Here is a 20,229-nt window from a genome sequence, read left to right on the forward strand (position 1 = left end):
ATCCGTGTTATAAGTTTATTACAATAATCAACAACCACCCACACTATGATGATAAATAAACACAGATGTAGGCATCAATTCGTTTAACTCACCCACCAAAAAAGACGGCAATTGCATCCAAATACTGCGTACTAACACTAAAACAACAAAAAAAGAACATTGCCAACTAAGTACAACAGTAACAATATCGAAACAGTGTAACTTGAAAAACACATTTACCCAACACAAAATGTGCACCAATTTCCTCTATCAAAAACAAAATCTTTCTGGTAGCATGGCTGCCCGATTAAAGGAATTATTCGTTGAGAAGTACCGTGATTAAGAAGATATTAATCAACAACCCAAAAGCCAAACCACTGATTTACAACCTCCTTTTAGTTAGTGTTAGCGCTATTGTATTAACTTCCTTCGCAGTTTTATTTGTTCAATATTTAATTGATAGCGTCATTCCAAATGGTGAACTCAAAGCACTTTATATCTTTATTCTATTTTTCGTGATTTACGATAGCCTTAGAGTTGGGCTAACGTATTTTAGTGGTGTTATAAATGGCATTCTTTTTAAGTATTTGAATGTCAAACTTCTGCTCGAAATGCTCAATAAGCTAATTTACAGCAGTGTTGATAGCATACATTCATATAAAAAAGGTGAATTAATTCAAAGAATGTATGAGACGCAAAGTGTAAAAAATTATTTAGTTACTTTCTTTGTTCAATTTTGGTCTAATTTACTTGCAATGTTGTGCTGTTCTTTGGTTATTTTAATCATTTCTTGGCAAGCGTTTCTTGTTGTTATGGTCTCATCTGTGATTTTGTTTTTAACATACAGAGTCACATCCAATTTCGTAAAAGTAACAGAAGAAGAAAGATTCAACAAACGCTCTAACTTCCTCACAAACGCCTCTTTTATTATCGAAAATATTCAGTCAATAAAAACATCAGGACTTACTGAGCATTATTATCAAACCTCAGCTAAAAACCTTATCCAATATCTAAACCTAGAAAACAAACTTCACTTTTTTAGAATAAAACTGCAAGCCTTTGTCGCCACGATACAATTTATTGCTTTGAATACTGTTAGATGTTTACTCGTGTATCTGATGTTTACTGGATTAAATACAACAATTGGTAAAATCGTAACCGTATTAGCTTTATCTGATCGTATATTTAAATTTATTTCTCAAATTTTTACTTCTTTAGTTGAGCTACAAAGACAAGGTGTGCAAGTTCGCAGAATCTATGACTTCCTCAAAGACAGTAAAGATTTCGAATATACGGCAGGTAAAAACAAATTAAGCGAACAAAAACTAAACAGCATTGGTGTTAGCTCAGTAAAAATAAAAGTGTCAAGTAACAAGGAGTTAAGTTTTCCTTCAGCAACTTTTTATCGTCAAGATATTGTACATGTGAAAGGAGCGGTGGGCGCAGGAAAAACAACCTTTTGTTTGTACTTATCAGGAATGACTAAGTCTTCTTCTGGCACTCTTTACGTCAATAATCGAGCGGTTAGTAATACGAACGAAATGAGTGAGCTTACCTCTTATACAGGACCAGGAGATGTGATTTTTGAAGGTTCTGTACTATTTAACATATTTCTTGGACGTCCAGAAAAAATTGATGCTCTGACTACCGCTTTAGAGTTGTTAGAATCAAAAGGGTTTATCGAGTCTCTTCCCAAAGGTTGGAATACCAAGTTAGGTGGAACCTCTGGCATACAACTGTCTGAAGGGCAGAAGCAAACTATCTTTTTCCTCAGAGTTTATTTTTCCGAAAAACAAATTCTTATTTTTGATGAAATATTTAGAGGCATGGATATCAATAGGCGCGTTGCCGCAGAACAAATGATTGCAGATATAAAAGACAAAATTGTCCTGTTTACCACACACCAAAAACCAAGAGTATTGTTCCCTACTGCAGTATTTGATGTTCGCAGCAATGATTTTGAACGAGTTCAACCTATGAAAACAGAAAGTGAATAAAGGTGGCAAAAATGGTTATTTCTGCGACACGTAAGACTAAACAATCGCCGACTTTTGTGGAGTTCATAGATAACAATGAAGTAAACCTAAAACGCGTCTGGGGCAATAAATATCGAGTTTTTAAAACAATCATCTTGGCACTTGTAATCTCTGTAATACCAATATTACTTTTTTATCAAATCAAAGAAACCGCTGTTTTGACTGACGCACGCTTGGCAACAAGCGTTCCTGATTTTATCTACTATGCCCCAGAAGAATTGAATAGTTACCAGTTAGAAGTCGAAGACGGCTCAATTATTAATAAAGGCGATATTGTAGCAAACCTTTCAAGTAATGTTTTACAGGCAAAGCTTGAGTCCAATATCGCTACGTTAGCACTTGGGGAGGAGCTGATTAGTTCTCTTGAAAGTCAAAAACAACTCCTCAAAGACGAGCTGGGTACATCTGAAATTATTCATGAAAAAGAGCACAAATTACTTTCACGAGAAATAGAAGAAAACAAAATACTGCTGGAAAATGTTCAGAATCATCTGGCGAGCTTGTTAGATTTGCGAAGAAGAGAAAGTGAAATACTTGAAGGGGTTAAGAATTCTGTACAAAATTCCCATGTATCGGTGTCTTACTACAACCGAATTAAAGAACGTGTAATTCGCTACAACGTCAATGTTAGTGATACAGAAAAAGAAATAAATGCACTAAAAAATACCATTGAAAGACTTGAACTAGAACATCTTTATTCGGTGAAATCAATGCAACAACTTGGTTCAATCAGAATAAAAATAAACAACATCGAAAATGAAATCAGTAAAACTCGTAACACAAATGCAACGCTAAAAATAGAACAAGAATCGTTAAATTTAGTCATCGATGGGTTAGTTATCAAAGCCCCTTTTTCTGGAATGCTACTAAATAATTTCGATGAGGAATTAGGGAATATCATACCAAAGGGACAGCGCGTACTAGAAATAGTGCCTCAGGAAAATGTTTTTTATACGATAGGTAAAATCCAAGAGTCTGACCTTAAATATGTTAAGTCAGGTCAAAAAGTGCAAATTACCTTAGATGCATACACCTACCTAGATTATGGCTATATCACAGGTTCAGTTCAAAAAACCAAATCCGTTATGGATGGTTTCGTAGAGACACAAATAAAAATTGAACACTTTTCACCGGAAATGAACCTAGCTCCTGGACTATCAGTTAATGCTGAAATAATCACTAATACTGTGCCAGTTTACTACTACCTCTACAAAAAACTTCTTTATTAACAAATTATAAAAATAAAGGAATTGTTATGGATATATTAACCAACAAACTCAGCCTGGATGAGTTTAATGAAGATTTCTCGGAAGAGCTTTGCAAGAAGTTTGCTGAAGAGTATTACACTCCAGGCAAAGCCGTGGTATTTAGACAGGCATTTAAAAATAAGTTTGACAATAAAAAGTGGGACTGGGAAGGTATGAATGCTTATTTCAAAGCTATCAAGCCTAATTTCCATATGCGTGATATAAAAGATAAAACAGATTATCGACTAGGCAAAATTGTGCATAATTATGTGCCAATGCCAGCTGACTTTATTGAACGCTATTACTACCCGTCTTCTCCAGATTACGACAAAAGACATCAGTACTACGTTACGGTAATGAACAAAGGCCTCATTGATCAGGACGATGAAAACAACAGCTTGTTTGAAGATCTAAAAAACGTGATGATCACTGATAATATAGTAAGAGGCCCTGCGCTTTGGTTAGGCCCGAAAGGCCACTATGAGTTTAATCACTCAGATGCAGCGGACAACCTAATATTCATGGTAACCGGCAAAAAAAGAGTACGCTTGTTTTCCAATGAACATGACAACTGCTTATATTACAATCTGAACCAAGGGTACGCTATTCAGTCTCCTGTTGACTTAGACGATCAAGAATCGATAAATGCACACCCGAAAATCAAAGACGCTCCATATTACGATATTATACTTGATGAAGGAGACATGATTTATATCCCAGCGTTTTGGGCTCACCAAATTACTTCATTAACCGATAGTGTGTCGGCCAATTACTTTATGTCCTTTGATCAAAGTAAAGATGAGTACTGGCAACGACTCACCAATGAAAGAAACTTTGAATCTTTCGCTCGACACCTATTTGTGAATCTTATTGGCTGTGGCTTCAAGAGAAGGGTAACAGAACTATTAGAAAAACTTGACGACAATGAAGAATTACCTGAGTCAGTAGGTAAGAGAAACATAGTTTCTGCACAAGAGTTGGTGAAAAAGTATGGTAGTGGTAAAGCCGTTATTGACGATCAATACGCTTTTGACCAAGAACTTATTAAGTATCACGTCATAGGTGCATACAGAAAAACAACACCACCTCTTCAAGGTGAATCCATCACTAAAGACATAAATCGTATAATCGATCATTGGAAAAATAGTAAAGAGCTGTCTGATGCCTACAGTTAACAGTTTCCTTTATTACGGTATAAGATAAAGCGTTAGTGCTTTATCTTTTCCTTTTTTTTCTGCACCAATCTCAAAACAAATTATTGAACCGAGGTAATTTTGATTTCAAAATGGTTATTGTTTCCGTGTCCAAAGCCTAATGCAAAACACAGATTATTCTGTTTTCCCTATGCAGGAGGAGGAAACCAAACCTACTATAACTGGACTAAGTATTTACCCGAGAATGTTGAACTTGTCATTATTCAGCCACCAGGGAGAGGCGCTAGACTTAACGAATCTCGATATACGACTATGCATGATTTAGTCGCAAATTTGCTTGCCCACTTTACTCTTTTTATCGATAAACCTTATACTATTATTGGTCATAGTCTAGGAAGTCGAGTGGGGTTTGAGCTTATTAATCAGTTGCATCAAAGAAAACTGCCATTACCGCAAAATTTCTTTGCTTCAGGAAGCAAAGGTCCTCATCAAGCCCCTAGAGAAAAGACAAGTTTTGACCTTCCTGAACATGAATTTAAAGAAGAGCTAAGAAAACTAAGTGGAACTCCAAACGAGATCCTAAAGAATGACGAGTTAATGCAGCTAATATTGCCTATCATTCGCGCTGATTTTCAAATAGCAGACACTTATAGATTTAATATGAAATGTAAATTTCCTATTCGAGCTTTTGTATTTGGAGGCCTAGAAGATGCAATTACTCACTCTGAATATAAATCTTGGTTCCAGTTTTTTGAATCTAGCGGTGAACCTACTATGTTCGATGGTGATCACTTCTTTATTGATCGACAGGGGCCTTCTGTAGTGCAAGAAATAGCAAAAGTAATCACCCCAAGTTACGAATCTTCCTCTGCTTTCTGATAAATATCTGCAAATAGCACATCAAAGATTTCAAGCGCATATCTTACTGGATTTGCTGATTCAAAATTACAAAACACAGCTGTAGAAACTTGTAACTCTGGAATACGTAATAATTGGGTTTTATATCCGGCCCACCACCCATTATGCCTTATGGTATCATATCCTTCATAACGGCCATGTTTCAGGCCTCTAGCATACCTAATTTGCTTACCGTTATTTAATTGTCCTTTTTTTAATAATTGTTGATTGATTTCCGTAAATTCAGTTATTGGATGAAAAGCATTTTTTTCCCACTTAGCAATCTCATTAATTGAGGTAAACACCCCACCATCTCCCACAGAATACCAATCAGACTGATCTTTATAATAAGCGTTATTTTTCTTCATTTTGTACGCATTTGCCCTGTTAGCGATGACAACACGAGGGTCTTCAATAACGGCGCTTTTATCCATACCCAACTTGGTAAAAATTCTTTGTTGAACAAATCTACTAAATGGTATTCCAGACACTCGTTCAACAATTAATGCTAGTAAAAAGTAACCTGAATTACTGTACACATATTTTTGTCCTGACTTGAAGTCCACATATTGCTCTTGAACGATTATTTTTAAAATATCTTCTTTTTTAACGAGATCACTAATACTTTTTTTGTTATACCAAAACAACCGAATATAATCTCTAATTCCACTTGTATGATGGAGTAGATGTTCAATAGTGATATCTGCAGTTACTGAGGGCAATTCCGGAATGTACTTTCGAACAGGATCCTTTAAAGAAAGTAATCCTTGCTTATTCAACATTAACACAGAGGTAGCAGTAAATTGTTTTGATGTAGACGCAATATCAAAAATAGTATCGGGCGTGATAGGAACTTCAAACTCTAAATTGGCAAGACCAAATCCTTTAGCGTAAACTACACCACCTTTATCGAATACGCCTACAGCACAGCCAGGCTGTGAACCATTGTTCATTGGCGCAAATATAGCGTCAATCTTTGATTCTGTGCTTTTTTTTAAGTCGCTAATATTTTCAACATTAGCAGCACAAATTGAAAATGAGAAAAAAACGCCAAATATTAGGTTAATTATTTTCATAGATTCTCATCAATTCATATATTGCATCCTCAGTGTTTTCCCCTGATAAATTCACTTTAGAGTATTGGCTAGAATCAACAGTATTATTATGAGTAGAAGAAAAATACTCCATTTGCTCGATTAGCATCTTTATATGACTAAAAACTTCATCCATGGGCAGTAAAAAAACAATAAGAAAACCAAAAAAGAGATTCTTATTTAACATGAAAATTCCCATAAATGCAATGTAAAATCCTTGAACAAATACAAAATGACAATGCGCTGTTAAAGCGCTTCTGTAGACTCAAGTGAAGAAGTGTAATACTCAAATAAACTTGGAGACTTTTTTAGGTGCTTTTTATTAATTTATGCTCTTCCCCTAGACTAGGACTGTTGAACATTGGGAAGGTGATTTAGTTACTGTTCATAGGTTGGTTCTTAAGAGAAAAAAGATTGAAAACATGCTCTGAATTTGATCTGATGGTTATCGTCAAACAATCATCAAAATTAAACAAAACAGAGCGTGCCCAAATAGAATACTGAGTTACAGCGAATAACTGAAGTCCTAAATGAATTTAAAATTAACGAAATTGGAAAAGTAGCAAGTTTTGTGTTCGGCAACGAATCATCAAGCCGTTTGACTTAGTGGTGTTGTTAATCACAGCATTAGGTGATAAATCGGTTGACGCCTTAACTGATTTACATCGCTACTTTGTTAAGCTAACTGAAACGGATGTACAGTACAAACCGTTTCATAACCAACTCAGTGAACCTGAGTTTGTCGATATGATGAAGGGCCAGGTTGGTATGGCAATGAGTCAGTAACAACAACAGGTTCTTGGCGCAGAGGTTGAGTTATCGGCTTTTAAGCGAATCGTGCTGCAAGATGGTAGTTCCTTTGCGGTACATAACGGTTTGCAGGAAACATTTAAGGGGCGTTTTACTACCATCAGTCCGGCCGCCATCGAAGTTCATGTAGGCTGGGATGTCTTGCAAGGATATCCGGAGCAGATTGCAGTAAGTGCCGATAGCGAGGCGGAGTACAACTATTTGCCGGAAGCGAAAACCTTGTTTATGGCAGACCGGGGCTATTTTAAGCTTTCGTATTTGGAAGCAATTAGTCAGGCGGGCAGCTTTTACGTAGTACGCGCCAAGAAAACCTGTAATCCCCTGGTGTTGGCAGGGGTTAATGGTAAAGGCAAGCCCCTAAAACGGTTTACACAAAAGAAGCTGAAGCAAGTTAAAAAGCATATTCGCCGCAGTGGCGTTGTCGATATGGATGTAAAGGGTAAAACGGGATATCGCATGATTGCTAGCTGGCCAGCAGGTAAGGATAAGCCAACGTATTGGGTTACCAACTTGGATAGGAAACAGCTTAGTGCACAGGCGATAATCAAGTTGTATAGCTTACGCTGGCAAATCGAGCTGCTTTTTAAAGAATGGAAATCTTACTGTAACTTAAGGAAATTCAATACACGTAAGGCCACTATGATGGAGGGGCTGATTTGGGCTAGCTTGTTATCGCAACTGGTTAAGCGACGCATAGGGTTCAGTATTCAACAGCTTAAATGTATTGAGTAATCGACCTTTATGGTGGCAAAAAATACTCACGGCTGGTTTTATCAGCTAATGGAATCGATAACGCATAGTGCGTTATCAAAATTAAAACGAACATGGCGAAGGACAATTAATTTCCTGTCGAAATATGCCAAACGAGCGAACCCAGACAGAGATAAAGAAATCGGTCGATTACAATATGGATTAGAGCCGGTTACTTCTTAATGTCCAACCTATGAGTTACTGCTAACTTATCAGTTGGCATAGTCATGATTTTTAAGTTTTTCATTTAATGTTTCCTTGTATAACCATGGATTAACATATAAACAGCTATAACCAAACGATATGACTTTTCTTCACATCATTGACAGGCTTTAAACCAGCTTTTCTTTTAAAGTAATAATTATTCACCAAATGAATTACGTGGTGACTTGGTGAGACGTAATTGCTGAACTACCGAAATTTTGACGTTTTGGGAACTATCTCACCTTTAATAAAGTTTGAAGGCTAAAAAACCTTTGAAAACTGCTAAAAATCTAAATAATTTTTTATTGTTTAGATTATAAATTTACTGCTGATTTTAGATTATAGAGTTTGTTAAAAGAGAATTTTGTAGCTATTTTCTCGTTTGTGGATTGTCTTCACCACTATTTAAGGTACAATTGTATTAAAATTTTATTTATCATAGCTTTATGGGAACTGAATCGATTTTAAAAAGCACAAACTACAGTCAAAAGTTATTTTTGAGTTATGGTAACTGGAAGCAGGTCAACGTTTGTCGATTAGATAATTTTATAACGGAGATAGGGCATTGGAGCGGTGACACAGGCCTTTCAGTAGTAGGGGCTCAGTTTGACTATAGCGAATACAATACAGGGTTGTTTCGTAAATACAACGTGGTTAAAGGCGATAATTTAAAGTTTGCGGTTAACAAGAGGCAAGCAGAGTACTTAGTCGGAAGATACTGCGCTCTTAAAGCACTAGAAAAACTATCGAAACAAGACATGGCTGCATACACTGTTCTTAGTGGAAAACACAGGGAACCGTTATGGCCTGAAAACATTGTGGGAAGTATTAGTCACACTTCTGACTGCGCCTTATGTGCAGTGGGAAATGCAAATGTGTTTTATGGTATTGGAATTGATTTAGAGGTGATATTAACCCCACTCCAGGCGCAAGATGTTGCTCTTCAGGTGCATAACACTCATGAACTTCAACAATTAAAAGCTGTCGGAATTTCAGACCATGTGGCAACTACAATTTTGTTTTCTGCTAAAGAGTCCTTATTTAAAGGAATATTTAGTCAAGTAGGGGAGTATTTTGGATTTGAGAAAGCTTGTTTGATAAATATTAACAGTAAGCTAGCTAGGCTAGATTTTAAGCTAGACTCGGCATTTATACTAGCGCACGATTTACCTTCTGCTATCAGTTGTCACTACCAGATAGAGAATGGGATGGTTCTTACAAGGTGTGTACTATACCGATAACAGTAACGGTATGATTTAGCTAAAGACTTTGTTAGAGGTAAAATTTCACGAAGTAACGAGGTCAAAATGCCAAAGAAAAACATTAACAGTAGAATTTAAACGTGAATGTGCGGAGCTATTCATTATTCACGGCTATAAAAATAAAGATTCGGCAGCAGAGATGAATATAGGATTATCATCAATTCAACGCTGGGTAAGCCTATACCGAAAAGAACTACAAGGTGTTACGTTAAAAGCGAGTGCACTTATATGAATTAGAACGGACGAGTTCTGACGCATCTATTTGAAAAGATGAGAGTTACCAACTTTGATTAAAGGTGTCGAATCTTTAAATCAAACAAAAAGGTAACTCTCATGCTTCATACTAGCAACCCAATCATCAAACACAAAGTCGGTTTGTTAAACTTAGCAGAAGAGCTTGGAAATGTTTCCAAGGCTTGTAAGGTAATGGGCCTGTCCCGAGATACGTTTTATCGGTATCAGGAATTAATCGAAGATGGCAAAATTGATAATTTAATTAGTCAGTCTCGCCGAGTTCCAAACGAAAAGAATCAAGTTGATCCTGATGTCGAGAATGCTGTTGTTGAATATGCGGTAGCGCTTCCAGCCCATGGCCAGCTTCGAGCGAGTAATGAATTGCATAAGACAGGTCAATTTATTTCCCCTGGCGGAGTGCGCTCGGTTTGGCTCAGGCATAACCTCCATAACTTTAAGTTACGCCTTAAGGCATTAGAAGAGAAAGTAGCACAAGAAAATATCATTTTGACCGAAGAGCAAGTTGCAGCGCTTGAGCGAAAAAGCAGGATGATGAGGCTTGCGGTGAAATTGAAACTGCACATCCAGGTTATTTAGGCTCTCAAGATACTTTCTATGTCGGCAACCTCAAAGGCGTTGGCCGAATTTACCAACAGACCTTCGTTGATACCTACAGCAAAATCGCCTTCGCCTAGCTGTACACGACCAAAACGCCAATCACTGCGGCCGATATATTAAACGATAAAATCTTGCCTTATTTTGAAGCTCAGGAGCTGCCAATGCTCAGGATATTAACTGACAGGGGAACTGAATACTGCGGTAAGGCTGAAACTCATGATTACCAGCTCTATCTGGCTATCAATGATATTGAACATACGAAAACCAAAGCCAGGTCACCGCAGACTAACGGCATCTGTGAGCGATTCCATAAAACCATATTGCAGGAGTTCTATCAGGTTACATTTCGCAAAAAGCTTTATGTTAGCCTTGATGAGCTTCAATCAGATCTGGACGGATGGCTAGATTACTACAACAATGAAAGAACTCATCAGGGGAAAATGTGCTGCGGCAGGACGCCAAATGAAACATTACTTGATGGTAAATCGATTTGGGCTGAAAAGAATTTAGCCCAAACCTAATCTGACAGACACCCATCAAAGTTGGTATCTGTCAGAACCACTACAACTTATATTTGAACCAATCCGTATTCAAGAACTAGAAAAACAAGTTAAACAGCTAAAAAGCGACAATGCGCTGTTAAAAAACTCTGTAGATTAAACTTGTCAACGCAACACCCTTTTCAATTGCCTGTAATGGTGTATTAAAGTCCAATATTTTCCTAGGACGGTTATTTAACTGGTTTGCCACGTCATTATACCTACTCTGAGAATGCTTGGCTAAACACACCTCTTTTTCGGGAAGTATAGTCTGGTAAGCTATTAGTGTTTTCATTTATGCCTCTTTGCCAAGGGCTTTGGGGGTCAAAAAAGTTCATGTATTTGAAACAGCGCAATTCAAAGATTTACTATCACCTAAAGTTAAAAACAGGGAGTCTAGAGCTATTAGCATGCTCATGGAGCGTACCAAGCTATTCTATTAATGCGCTAGCTATGGGCGCAGCACTTCACTAATGAAAGGCATTAGTAGGAAGCGTACAGCCGCGTATTCACACACTAAATAAAGCAACCCTAAAGCCAGGCTAAAGTTAAAGCATAAAATTATGAATATAATCGCGGTGAGTAAGAGGAAAGCTAATAAAATCATAGCTAAGATGTTAGGGTTTTGAATTAGCCAATATATAAACACTTTCATGGTGTTAACTGCCCAATGCTTCAAAGTCTATCAATTCTCCCGTATATGTATCCTTTACAACCCCATTTTCAACGGTAACGAAGATAACATTATTCAACCCACTCTTCTTAGTAATACGGATAGACGCATATGACGAAACTAGTTTTTTAACTGTATCTTCAAGCGTCTTAACATCACTTAATTTGACGTCATCATGCCCAATTCGTTTTAAAGTAAACATTCGATTACAACTCCTTTGATTGTGATGTGAGTGCCAAGCAGACATACAAATGATGGCTCTCCCTATCATTGCTATACCAGCTACAAAGCCTATGAACGTCACAAAAAGCAGTATGAAATCAGTTTTACCTGTCATACAAAACAGATAAGCATAGAAAGCTCCTGCACTAAAAAACATCAAACCCAAACACAGCTCAAATAAATTAAGCCATCGCTCGGCCATTGAGTATTGCTGACAATCCATAGAAAACACCAGATAATTAATAACTGACGACCATGCTATGCTATCCAGTAAATCGCGCTAAACAGCGTGAAAAAATCAAAATTTATAAGAAAAACAGGCTTTTTTAAGAAGAATTTGAGATATTATTTTAAGCATTAAAAATTAGCTCATGCTTTAATTTTTGCTTTACCATCTAAAAATTAAAGCATACACTATAAAAAAACACATTCAGTAAGGTTCACAATGACTATCTCTAAAGTAGAAGCTACCGATATCTCGTTTGACGAGCTAAAAGAAGGTTCAGAACTGTACATCCAACGCCGTAATAGACGCCTTCTAAATAACCACCGCAAAGAGCTTAGAGTGTTTACTAAAGCTGAAGCAGTGGCGTACTTAGATATTGATGCAAGAACGTTAGATAAGTACTGCAAAGCTCTAAAAATTAATCCAAGAAGACATGAAGAGAGTCAGTGGTTATTGGATATCGAAGAAGTCTACAAAGTACGAGATTCACTTCCTGATGAACTTAAAAAACAATTACCATTTGTTCGCAGTGAAAGCCAAGACCTACAAGTTATAGTTGTTCAAAATCAAAAAGGCGGTGTTGGTAAGACTGTTACTGCAGCGACAGCTGCATCGGGTTTGGCAACTGAGTTTCATCAAAACTATCGTGTTGGCTTAATTGATATGGATGGCCAAGGCACTTTATCAATGTATTACGCTCCTGAGTCAGCGCAAGAAGGCTGCTTATCTGTTGGTGACTTAATTATGGGGAACTATGAGCTTGATGAAAACGAAACGCTTAAAGAAGCTATCAGTGAAGCATTTTTGCCGACAACTATTCCTAACTTGCGTATTTTACCAGCCTCACAATCAGACCGAGCAATTGAGGGCTGGTTCCATGAAGCAGTATTCAACCAACAACTAAGTTCACCTTATTCAATACTGCACGACATCATTGAACAAGTTAAAGATGAATTCGATATCATTATCATAGATACGCCTCCATCACTAGGCTACGCGACATACAACGCGTATTACGCTGGTACGAGTGTTATTTTCCCATTATCTGTTACTGAAAATGATATTGATGCTACGTGTTCATATTTTAGTTATATCCCGCAAGTATGGACGCTGCTAAAAAATGCGAAACACCCTGGTTATGACTTTATGAAAATACTACTTACAAATCATAAAGAGAGTTCAACCACTACTGATTTACAGAACAACCTCTATGATAGTTTTTCAACTTACCTTTACTCAACAGAGTTCAACAATAGTGAAGCTGTGAGACAAGCTTCATCATTACTATCAACCATGTTTGATATGTCTAAAAGTGAATACCCTAAAACCAAAATGACTTTCCAGAATGCACAACAAAATGGATATGAAGTTACCAGCCAACTACACCGCGATATTCAAAAAGTGTGGCGCGAACAAGAGAAGGAGCAATAAAAATGGCTAAAAAAAGAGGTACAGTCTCTCCACTCGGCAACACAGCAGGCTCAGAAGAAGCTATTGCAGATAGCAATAAGAACCAACTTGAGAGTTTGGCCAAGCGCTTGAGAATTGAAGCTGAAAAGAGTGAAACACCACTTGATGAAGTGCTCTCTAAGCATCTGGGAGTAGTCAGCGTAGGTCAAAGTAAAGTCTGGACATTAAAGTCAGGCCAAGAAGCCACATTCACACCGGTTACGTTGTCATATGAGCAGCTTAAATCAAATACAGTCGTCACTTTTGAAATCAATGGGCGCGAACAATCACTATTAACAGAAGAGTCGCTTCAAGACTTATCAACATTAGATAATCAACAGTTCTACCCAGCAATTGGTCGACGTCTGCCGGATAACAAGATTGACGTTCTTGATGGTTCACGCCGTCGCGCCTATGTACTTGAGAAAAGCGGTGCTATAGAAACTTTCTCAATGCTAGTTACTGATGACGAAATCAGTCTAAGCGATGCAAAAGCTCTCGCTACATCACTACAGTCAGTTAAAGAGCACAGCTTACGTGAAATTGGATTACGCTTAGAGCGAGACAAAGAGGCGTACTTAGCTGAACATGGCAAGAAGTTGAACCAGGCTGAGTTAGCGGAACGTCATGGCTTAAGTCAATCAAAGGTAAGTAAAGCACTACAGGCCGCAACAATCGATAGTGATTTAATTTCTGTTTTTCCAGATATTTCATTGCTCAACCACAGTGACTATAAAGCGCTATTGGCAACACAGGCTTTATTAGGTGATCAACTAAGTGATTTCACTGAAGAGCTAAAAAGTAAAGTGAATGAGCTAAAAGTTAGCGGTGGCTTTATCAAAGAAGACCTTAAAGACAAACTCAGCAAACTAATAGCTGATGAGTCTAAGTCCTTCAAGCCAACAACAGATAAACCAGTTGTGACGACATTATTCAAATTTGAAAATAAAGATCAGTTTGCTCGCAAAAAAGTGAAAGGAAGAAACTTTTCTTATGAATTTGGCCGAGTTCCAAAGGATATTCAAGAGAAGTTAGATGAGGCAATTTCAAACATACTTAGTGAAAGTTTACAATAGAAAGCACATACACAGGTGAGTTTGTAACTCACCTGCTTTATAAGACCTCTCACCTTTCCACGTTTAAATAGGTTTTTTCAGCCTGAGAACTATTCATCATATTTCTTTGCTCTTCAAGTGTTAGATAGTAATGATAAAATTTCTTGCTATCAAAATCGGCCATAGGATCTTTAAAGCTCTCTGCTTTACCACTCATCATCAATTTAAAGAACTGTGTTCGATTTTCTTTAAAGAACTGTTCGATTTCATCGTCAGATGGGTCAAATGATTTGTCCTTATCAGAGTTTATTTGAGTATGCATTTCTGGAACACGCCGATGCCTCACAAGTCTCCCCGGCTTAATCAATTCTTCCTTTTTAAGAAAACGAAAAATGAATGCATCATTTACTAATTCATCAAATTTAATGTCTTCGTAAGTACCTTCTAAAACTAGAAAAGCGAATTTAATAAACTCAACTCTAATTCCATGACTAATACCATCAAGTTTTATAAGGCAAAGTAAAGAATCTAAAACTTCATTTTTGATACTAAAAAATATATGTCGCGAATGCTTTAAGCGAGAATCCATATTCAAATGGCAGTTCAAACTCTTGAATAAAGTCAACAAATCAATGCATTTTTCATCAACGATAACATAATCTGGCAATATCGATATTTTATTTTTAATGTTATCAAAACTCGTCATGAGGTTTGTCAAAAGCTTAAGACCTTCAGAGTCATTGGCGGATTTAAAATAACTTTCAAGTTTGGGAACTGAGAAATTCATTACCTTCTTCACTTAATAAATACTATGGAAATACAGCATGTAATTTGACAAACAATATAAGTCTCTTTTGTACCGGTTGAACATCGTTCGACCATTTTTTGTTCAAATTAAACACATTTCAATAAGGTCAGGTTCCCTATTGCTTGCTATATTCTACCCTTGCCCTCCGTTTAGAAATTGAGACTTACAAATTGTACATAGCCAATAGCAACCAGCTTAAGCCTCTATTCTACTGCGTGATACTTTATCCGGCTTTGAGCTATATGGGCACTCACACTATGTGCTAAACAAGGATTCAGCTGAAGTAACCCAAGCAAATTTAAATCAAGCGATAAATGAAATATTAGACAGCCTAGTTTTGTTCTGGCAGTTGAATTTAAATATTTGACCCCAATAAATAAACAGGATACCAATTAGAGCTAATCACACCTCGAAAATAGCTCAGCATTCTTAAGAGAGTTAAATATGTCAGAAAAAACCATAAAACAGTTAGAGCAAGACCTAGAGTCAGCAAAGCGTGAATTAGAGCAATGGGAAGATCATGACGCCCATAGATCCGATGGAAGCCAAAGACAAGATGAAATACATGAACGTATTGGTCGAGATCTTAAAAACAAAGTGTATAAACTTGAACGCGAGCTAGATGCAAAACGAAAGTCAGATAAGTAATGGAATTAATCTAAAGCGCCTATGGAGTTAAGTTCCACGACACTTTAGATTAATATACCCCCTTTTCATAACAGAACCGAAGGGCGTTTAAACATTAATGCATTATTCTGAAGTTGAGACATGCAAATTGTACGAGATCCAATGCCAAGCAATTTAACCGACTCCCCCCAATTTGTTGTACGATACTTAACATCACTCTTGATAACCCCCAACCAACTTGAAGCTCTACGGGTACTTACATCAAAGTGCTTAGCAAGTTTTTTTGCTGTGAAGTATCCACCATTTTCGAGCATTAATTCAGCTGCGTCATTAACTGATAACATAAGGTCCTCCAAATAGGTCATTCATTAGCAAGCATAGGTGGTCTAGTGAAAAGCAAAGCCTGGTTTTGTAGGCTTCTCATACTGGATTTACGACCATAGATAGATACCACCTTTACTTTACGATTAGGGACACCAGTATCAACCGTCTTATACTTATTGGTTGTACGGATGTTATATAGGAGTGCGCTCGCTTTATTTGCTGAAATAGAAAGTGCTTTTCCGAGGGATTGGGCCGTATAAAACTCCCCTGTCTCTAACATTAATTCAGCAGCTTTTTCTGTCGATGCCATTTTCAAACCTTTTATAATTGAAGATTTTTCGACAATATCACCAGATGAATTTTGCGCTCATTTTGAAAAATTAACTTAACAATGCCAGCCTTTGGGCAAAAGTCATTTTTGCTACCACCTTATGTGCACCGGTATCACTGACCTTGTTGATGGTTGTAACTACATCATCAAACAAAGCAGCTGTACTATTAATATTCTTTTGAGCTGATTGAAACGCGCTTAGGAGCGTATCAAGTCGCGGGTTCCATTCATTTAACACCCATTTATCTACATTAGAACCAATAGCACCATGAACTAAACGAGAGAACTCGGACTTAGCAGACCCTTTATCTCTAAAGGTCATGTTATTGAATTCTGCTAAAGCTACTAAAGCAGGCTGCCAAACTTGTTGAGCCTTCAAAATTCTTTTATTGATTTTCTTTAATCGCTTGATGGCTTTTGTGGTTAATTGAACTTTTAATTTAGGATTGTTATTGACCAAACTAACGTCCTTGCTGGTCATAATTCTGCTAAACAAGTCTTCAATTTTGCTCACTCCATCAAAATGCATCATAAGCCAAAGCTTTGCAGCATTACTTCTATCTCTTATTGATACTGAATGAGTATTAAACTCAGCTTTAAGAAGATGTAGGTTTTGCTTATGAATTGATTCATTGATTACGATGCTTACACTTTCATCTAGAGCGTTAAGAGTTTCGTCAATGTTAACGTCAAAACTTAGGAGGTTTGATCTAACATTTCCCCTTTGCTGGTTTCTGTACTTACGGATAACGTCAAGAACCTCAGCTTTATCTCTTCTATGCTGGCTCATAGCTATAGCGCCTTCAGAGGCTTTGACTACGTCAATTGGCATTGATTGGTACTTAAACATAGAAAGTGAATCCATTACTTGAGTACGCTTTAGCAAAAATTGAAATTGAGATAGATACTTTCGCTCAATAGTAACACCACCCTCTGTAATCAAAAGCTCAGCTGCTTGCGTGCCTGGGTACTTTCGAACATCGTATTTATTAGACTTTCGAATATGGCGGTACTTAATTAATCTATGCATATAGTCGTTATGCAGCTCAAGCGCCCTATCAAGTCCACCAGCTTCTTTCCAGCAAGCAACGGTTTCTTGTGAGATTAAGATGTTTTCTCGCGCTTCATCACTGTTCAGGAAGTCTTTATCATGCATTGATATCAGCTTTTGCGTATGAGTATCAAAGCAAAGCTTGAACATCTCTTTTTCCTGCTTATGTGCTTGATGATACCGGCTATCTACACTTAATGGATAAAACACCATTCTTGTATTGCCACGTGATATTTTTTTTCTGTTAACCTTAGATACTCGTTGAGTAAAATTGATTTTTGCAGGTACTTTTCTAGCGCTTTCACTGTATCCGGTAATTAAATTGGTTTTCTCAAAGTACTTTAAGCTACGAGTTAACTTTCTCTCACCAACAAGATTGTTAAACATTTCAAAATTAAGCTCAAAGTCTGGTACCGACACCAAAAGACTTTCGAATTTTTGAATACAGTAACTATCAACTTCATTCTCTAATCCGGTATTCAATATCAGCTCTAAAAGCTTCCCAGAGACAACCTTTCCTTCAAATAGAACCTTTTTGATTGTTGGTTTGTGTAAAGAAACTACACCATCAACCGTCAGTGCTGTCGATAAAGCGCCATCTAATTTACCCGCTGATATATTGAGGTCATAAATAGCCGTGACATTAGCGGAATGGTCTGAGCCTCTTTTGATACTACAATTCATATCTTCATCAAAAATATCACTTGCATCTAAAGGGCGGGTCCAAAGGTCTATCAATGATACGTGATCAAATACATGCTTATGGGCATCTTCATCTCTTAACACTGGCATCATCACAGCTTCAGATAAAGCCTCATAACCTTGAATTTTACCGATATCAGCGTCACTCATCTCACTATTCAATTTTGGGTATGGTATCCACCCTTTTCCTTGCTTAATCTGTTTCCAAATCGCTAAAGGCCTAAATGGTGCTGCTCCGATACCATCCAAAGACCACCGAAAAGATAAAAGTACGGCATGTACTTCACTAAAGTAGTAGTTAAGGTTCTGAGGGTTTAGTAAAGCTTCTTTATACATTTCTAAAAAAGCTCTCTTTATTTTAGGGGGTAGAGTTACATCGTTTTGAATACACTGAACACCTTCATGCTCAGCTTCTCTCCCCTGCTCTACTAAAGATTTGAAACGCTCTGAATGAGAAATGCTTTCTTGTGTTAGCTGGCAAGCGTACCTTACAATTTTATCTAAATGCTTGGGTTTTAAAGTATTCGGTTGCAAAGCAACACGATTATACCCTACAGGATCAAACGCCCGAGCGTGGAGCGCTCGCTCACTCATGTTAGAGCTAATTCTAAATAGCCAATCTCTTAGCCTTAATGTATTTTCTACACCTAGCACTTCCCAGCGTTTCAACTTTGCAAGGTTAGTAGCTGTTTTATCTTGCTTTGAAACGATAGTACAAATAGAACACCCGTAGCGTGCTTTGCCATTGCAACCAGCCCCACCACTTTGCCCTGTAGCAATTTCGCAAGTCTCACTTGTACCATTACCGTATATCTCGATTAAAAGACCAAAGTTTGATAAGAAACCTGGTATGTCATAGCAAGATCTTTGTAGTGGTTTTGAACCAGCCAAGCTGAGCAAAAGAAATACATCATCAGTCTCCCAGTCACGAATTGGAGCATAATTGTAGACTTTTGAGTTTCCAACAGACTGTGACGTCATTGAGTTCATTAAATCTTCTGCAGACTTACCTTTTAGATTATGGCGCTCCATATTCTTTGACCTACGCGAAGACTCTTTTTCCCTAGAACCTAAGCAAGAAACAATTGGTGAACTAGCATAGTTGCCATACTTCTTTGAGTGCCTAATAGACTCTACAAGAGAGTTAACAAAGTGTTCGTTAGGGTTAACCTTTAAAATTACTGAGCAATCACCAGAGCGGGTTGGTGTTGCTGGAATTTTCTGGCCACCAACGTACCTAATGAAGAATTCATTATTCAATGATGGTTGGACTAATTTAAACTGAATATTGATACCTACAGACTTAGCATATTCAAGCATTCTCTTACTGGCATAGTTAACAAACATTTGCATAGGTATCGCTTCTGCTTTTGTATTAACTGTCGAAACGATCAATGGGCGTTCTGGTTCAATGGTTTTTGCTGCAATAGCTTGGCGATAAGCCTCCATCACAATTAGCAATGTAACTGTCGAGTCTTTCCCAAAAGAACATAAAGAAGTAATTATTGCTCGCTCATTTTCAATTAGAGCTCTTATATCAGCTACAGATGAAGAAAAGGCTTGAGCAACTAATTTCTCTCTACTTACTTGGTTAACTGTTCCAACAACAACGCTATCAATGATGTCTATTGGATTAACTTTGAAAACACTCACTTCACACTCCAACCTAAACTTTGTAACTATTGTCACATAGGATATAGAACGCGCTTTGAATGAAATGATAACTAAATATTCTCCACGATTATTTTTCAAAAAAAAGTCATACAGAACAATAACTAAAATATATTTACACTTAATTATTCAGGGTGAATTCGCCAAAATATTAACTCGGAAAAACATAAAGCCAACCTTAATAAATTATAGAAAACCTTAAATATTCGCCAGCCAAAAAACATAAAAAAAACACTTATTATCCGATGCTTACATGAAGTTGACTC

The 20,229-nt window shown here is 37.2% G+C and carries 15 protein-coding genes and 3 pseudogenes; 10 read left to right on the forward strand and 8 right to left on the reverse strand.

Annotated features, from left to right (window positions below; translation table 11 throughout):
• The first annotated feature begins 302 nt into the window (after window positions 1-302).
• From J8L73_RS16655 to J8L73_RS16670, 4 genes are all read left to right on the forward strand, one after another.
• On the forward strand, window positions 303-1,976 hold the full coding sequence (locus tag J8L73_RS16655; protein WP_211018768.1) for an ABC transporter transmembrane domain-containing protein: 1,674 nt from the start codon (window positions 303-305) through the stop codon (window positions 1,974-1,976).
• An 11-nt stretch (window positions 1,977-1,987) separates the two neighbouring features.
• Window positions 1,988-3,244, forward strand: a complete 1,257-nt coding sequence (locus J8L73_RS16660; RefSeq protein WP_211018770.1) for an HlyD family efflux transporter periplasmic adaptor subunit — start codon at window positions 1,988-1,990, stop codon at window positions 3,242-3,244.
• Between the two features lie 26 nt (window positions 3,245-3,270).
• Window positions 3,271-4,437, forward strand: coding sequence for a cupin-like domain-containing protein (locus J8L73_RS16665; RefSeq protein WP_211018772.1), 1,167 nt, complete (start codon window positions 3,271-3,273; stop codon window positions 4,435-4,437).
• A 99-nt stretch (window positions 4,438-4,536) separates the two neighbouring features.
• The gene (locus J8L73_RS16670) at window positions 4,537-5,295 is read left to right on the forward strand and encodes a thioesterase (RefSeq protein WP_211018774.1); all 759 of its coding nucleotides are present in this window, start codon (window positions 4,537-4,539) and stop codon (window positions 5,293-5,295) included.
• Here the strand turns inward: J8L73_RS16670 and J8L73_RS16675 are convergent.
• Complete coding sequence (locus J8L73_RS16675; RefSeq protein ID WP_211018776.1) at window positions 5,271-6,389, reverse strand: serine hydrolase domain-containing protein; 1,119 nt, start codon at window positions 6,387-6,389, stop codon at window positions 5,271-5,273. The two genes, J8L73_RS16670 and J8L73_RS16675, sit on opposite strands and share 25 nt — an antisense overlap.
• A complete protein-coding gene (locus J8L73_RS16680) occupies window positions 6,376-6,594 on the reverse strand; it encodes a hypothetical protein (protein WP_211018778.1) in 219 nt (72 codons plus the stop codon). The genes J8L73_RS16675 and J8L73_RS16680 overlap by 14 nt, the downstream gene beginning before the upstream one ends.
• A 327-nt stretch (window positions 6,595-6,921) precedes the next feature.
• On the opposite strand from J8L73_RS16680, the pseudogene J8L73_RS16685 reads away from it, so the two are divergent.
• From J8L73_RS16685 to J8L73_RS16695, 3 genes and pseudogenes are all read left to right on the forward strand, one after another.
• A pseudogene (locus tag J8L73_RS16685) lies at window positions 6,922-8,150 on the forward strand (IS4 family transposase).
• A 467-nt stretch (window positions 8,151-8,617) separates the two neighbouring features.
• Window positions 8,618-9,412, forward strand: coding sequence for a 4'-phosphopantetheinyl transferase superfamily protein (locus J8L73_RS16690; protein WP_211018780.1), 795 nt, complete (start codon window positions 8,618-8,620; stop codon window positions 9,410-9,412).
• A 354-nt stretch (window positions 9,413-9,766) separates the two neighbouring features.
• Window positions 9,767-10,806 (forward strand): annotated as a pseudogene (locus tag J8L73_RS16695) (IS481 family transposase).
• A 118-nt stretch (window positions 10,807-10,924) separates the two neighbouring features.
• On the opposite strand, the pseudogene J8L73_RS19420 reads toward J8L73_RS16695, so the two are convergent.
• Both J8L73_RS19420 and J8L73_RS16700 read right to left on the reverse strand, forming a co-directional pair.
• Window positions 10,925-11,156: pseudogene (locus J8L73_RS19420) on the reverse strand (IS30 family transposase); the annotation flags it as partial.
• Between the two features lie 327 nt (window positions 11,157-11,483).
• Window positions 11,484-11,942 carry a hypothetical protein gene (locus J8L73_RS16700; protein ID WP_211018782.1) on the reverse strand — a complete coding sequence of 153 codons (459 nt, stop codon included), beginning with the start codon at window positions 11,940-11,942 and terminating at the stop codon, window positions 11,484-11,486.
• A gap of 222 nt (window positions 11,943-12,164) precedes the next feature.
• Here J8L73_RS16700 and J8L73_RS16705 point away from each other — a divergent pair, with 222 nt between their 5' ends.
• On the forward strand, window positions 12,165-13,376 hold the full coding sequence (locus tag J8L73_RS16705; RefSeq protein WP_247659692.1) for an AAA family ATPase: 1,212 nt from the start codon (window positions 12,165-12,167) through the stop codon (window positions 13,374-13,376).
• A gap of 2 nt (window positions 13,377-13,378) precedes the next feature.
• On the forward strand, window positions 13,379-14,470 hold the full coding sequence (locus J8L73_RS16710) for a ParB family protein (protein WP_175079678.1): 1,092 nt from the start codon (window positions 13,379-13,381) through the stop codon (window positions 14,468-14,470).
• 49 nt (window positions 14,471-14,519) lie between these two features.
• Here J8L73_RS16710 and J8L73_RS16715 read toward each other — a convergent pair whose 3' ends face one another.
• Window positions 14,520-15,236 carry a hypothetical protein gene (locus J8L73_RS16715; RefSeq protein ID WP_211018784.1) on the reverse strand — a complete coding sequence of 239 codons (717 nt, stop codon included), beginning with the start codon at window positions 15,234-15,236 and terminating at the stop codon, window positions 14,520-14,522.
• Between the two features lie 465 nt (window positions 15,237-15,701).
• On the opposite strand from J8L73_RS16715, the gene J8L73_RS16720 reads away from it, so the two are divergent.
• The gene (locus J8L73_RS16720; RefSeq protein ID WP_211018786.1) at window positions 15,702-15,905 is read left to right on the forward strand and encodes a hypothetical protein; all 204 of its coding nucleotides are present in this window, start codon (window positions 15,702-15,704) and stop codon (window positions 15,903-15,905) included.
• Between the two features lie 65 nt (window positions 15,906-15,970).
• On the opposite strand, the gene J8L73_RS16725 is transcribed toward J8L73_RS16720, so the two are convergent.
• The 3 genes from J8L73_RS16725 to J8L73_RS16735 form a co-directional block, all read right to left on the reverse strand.
• Window positions 15,971-16,228, reverse strand: coding sequence for a hypothetical protein (locus J8L73_RS16725; RefSeq protein WP_175079680.1), 258 nt, complete (start codon window positions 16,226-16,228; stop codon window positions 15,971-15,973).
• 17 nt (window positions 16,229-16,245) lie between these two features.
• Window positions 16,246-16,518 (reverse strand): hypothetical protein, encoded by a 273-nt coding sequence (locus tag J8L73_RS16730; protein ID WP_211018788.1) that lies wholly within the window; start codon window positions 16,516-16,518, stop codon window positions 16,246-16,248.
• A 70-nt stretch (window positions 16,519-16,588) separates the two neighbouring features.
• Window positions 16,589-20,044 (reverse strand): phosphoadenosine phosphosulfate reductase family protein, encoded by a 3,456-nt coding sequence (locus J8L73_RS16735; RefSeq protein ID WP_211018790.1) that lies wholly within the window; start codon window positions 20,042-20,044, stop codon window positions 16,589-16,591.
• Window positions 20,045-20,229 lie beyond the last annotated feature (185 nt).

Source organism: Pseudoalteromonas sp. MMG006, assembly GCF_018101025.1.
Taxonomy (GTDB): domain Bacteria; phylum Pseudomonadota; class Gammaproteobacteria; order Enterobacterales; family Alteromonadaceae; genus Pseudoalteromonas.

Excerpts from the sequence above, each read along its gene's own strand:
- J8L73_RS16725 (WP_175079680.1), bottom strand. The coding sequence starts at position 16,228 with ATGTTATCAGTTAATGACGCAGCTGAATTAATGCTCGAAAATGGTGGA.
- J8L73_RS16660 (WP_211018770.1), top strand. The coding sequence starts at position 1,988 with ATGGTTATTTCTGCGACACGTAAGACTAAACAATCGCCGACTTTTGTG.
- J8L73_RS16690 (WP_211018780.1), top strand. The coding sequence starts at position 8,618 with ATGGGAACTGAATCGATTTTAAAAAGCACAAACTACAGTCAAAAGTTA.
- J8L73_RS16715 (WP_211018784.1), bottom strand. The coding sequence starts at position 15,236 with ATGAATTTCTCAGTTCCCAAACTTGAAAGTTATTTTAAATCCGCCAAT.
- J8L73_RS16720 (WP_211018786.1), top strand. The coding sequence starts at position 15,702 with ATGTCAGAAAAAACCATAAAACAGTTAGAGCAAGACCTAGAGTCAGCA.
- J8L73_RS16710 (WP_175079678.1), top strand. The coding sequence starts at position 13,379 with ATGGCTAAAAAAAGAGGTACAGTCTCTCCACTCGGCAACACAGCAGGC.
- J8L73_RS16675 (WP_211018776.1), bottom strand. The coding sequence starts at position 6,389 with ATGAAAATAATTAACCTAATATTTGGCGTTTTTTTCTCATTTTCAATT.
- J8L73_RS16665 (WP_211018772.1), top strand. The coding sequence starts at position 3,271 with ATGGATATATTAACCAACAAACTCAGCCTGGATGAGTTTAATGAAGAT.
- J8L73_RS16730 (WP_211018788.1), bottom strand. The coding sequence starts at position 16,518 with ATGGCATCGACAGAAAAAGCTGCTGAATTAATGTTAGAGACAGGGGAG.
- J8L73_RS16700 (WP_211018782.1), bottom strand. The coding sequence starts at position 11,942 with ATGGATTGTCAGCAATACTCAATGGCCGAGCGATGGCTTAATTTATTT.
- J8L73_RS16680 (WP_211018778.1), bottom strand. The coding sequence starts at position 6,594 with ATGTTAAATAAGAATCTCTTTTTTGGTTTTCTTATTGTTTTTTTACTG.
- J8L73_RS16705 (WP_247659692.1), top strand. The coding sequence starts at position 12,165 with ATGACTATCTCTAAAGTAGAAGCTACCGATATCTCGTTTGACGAGCTA.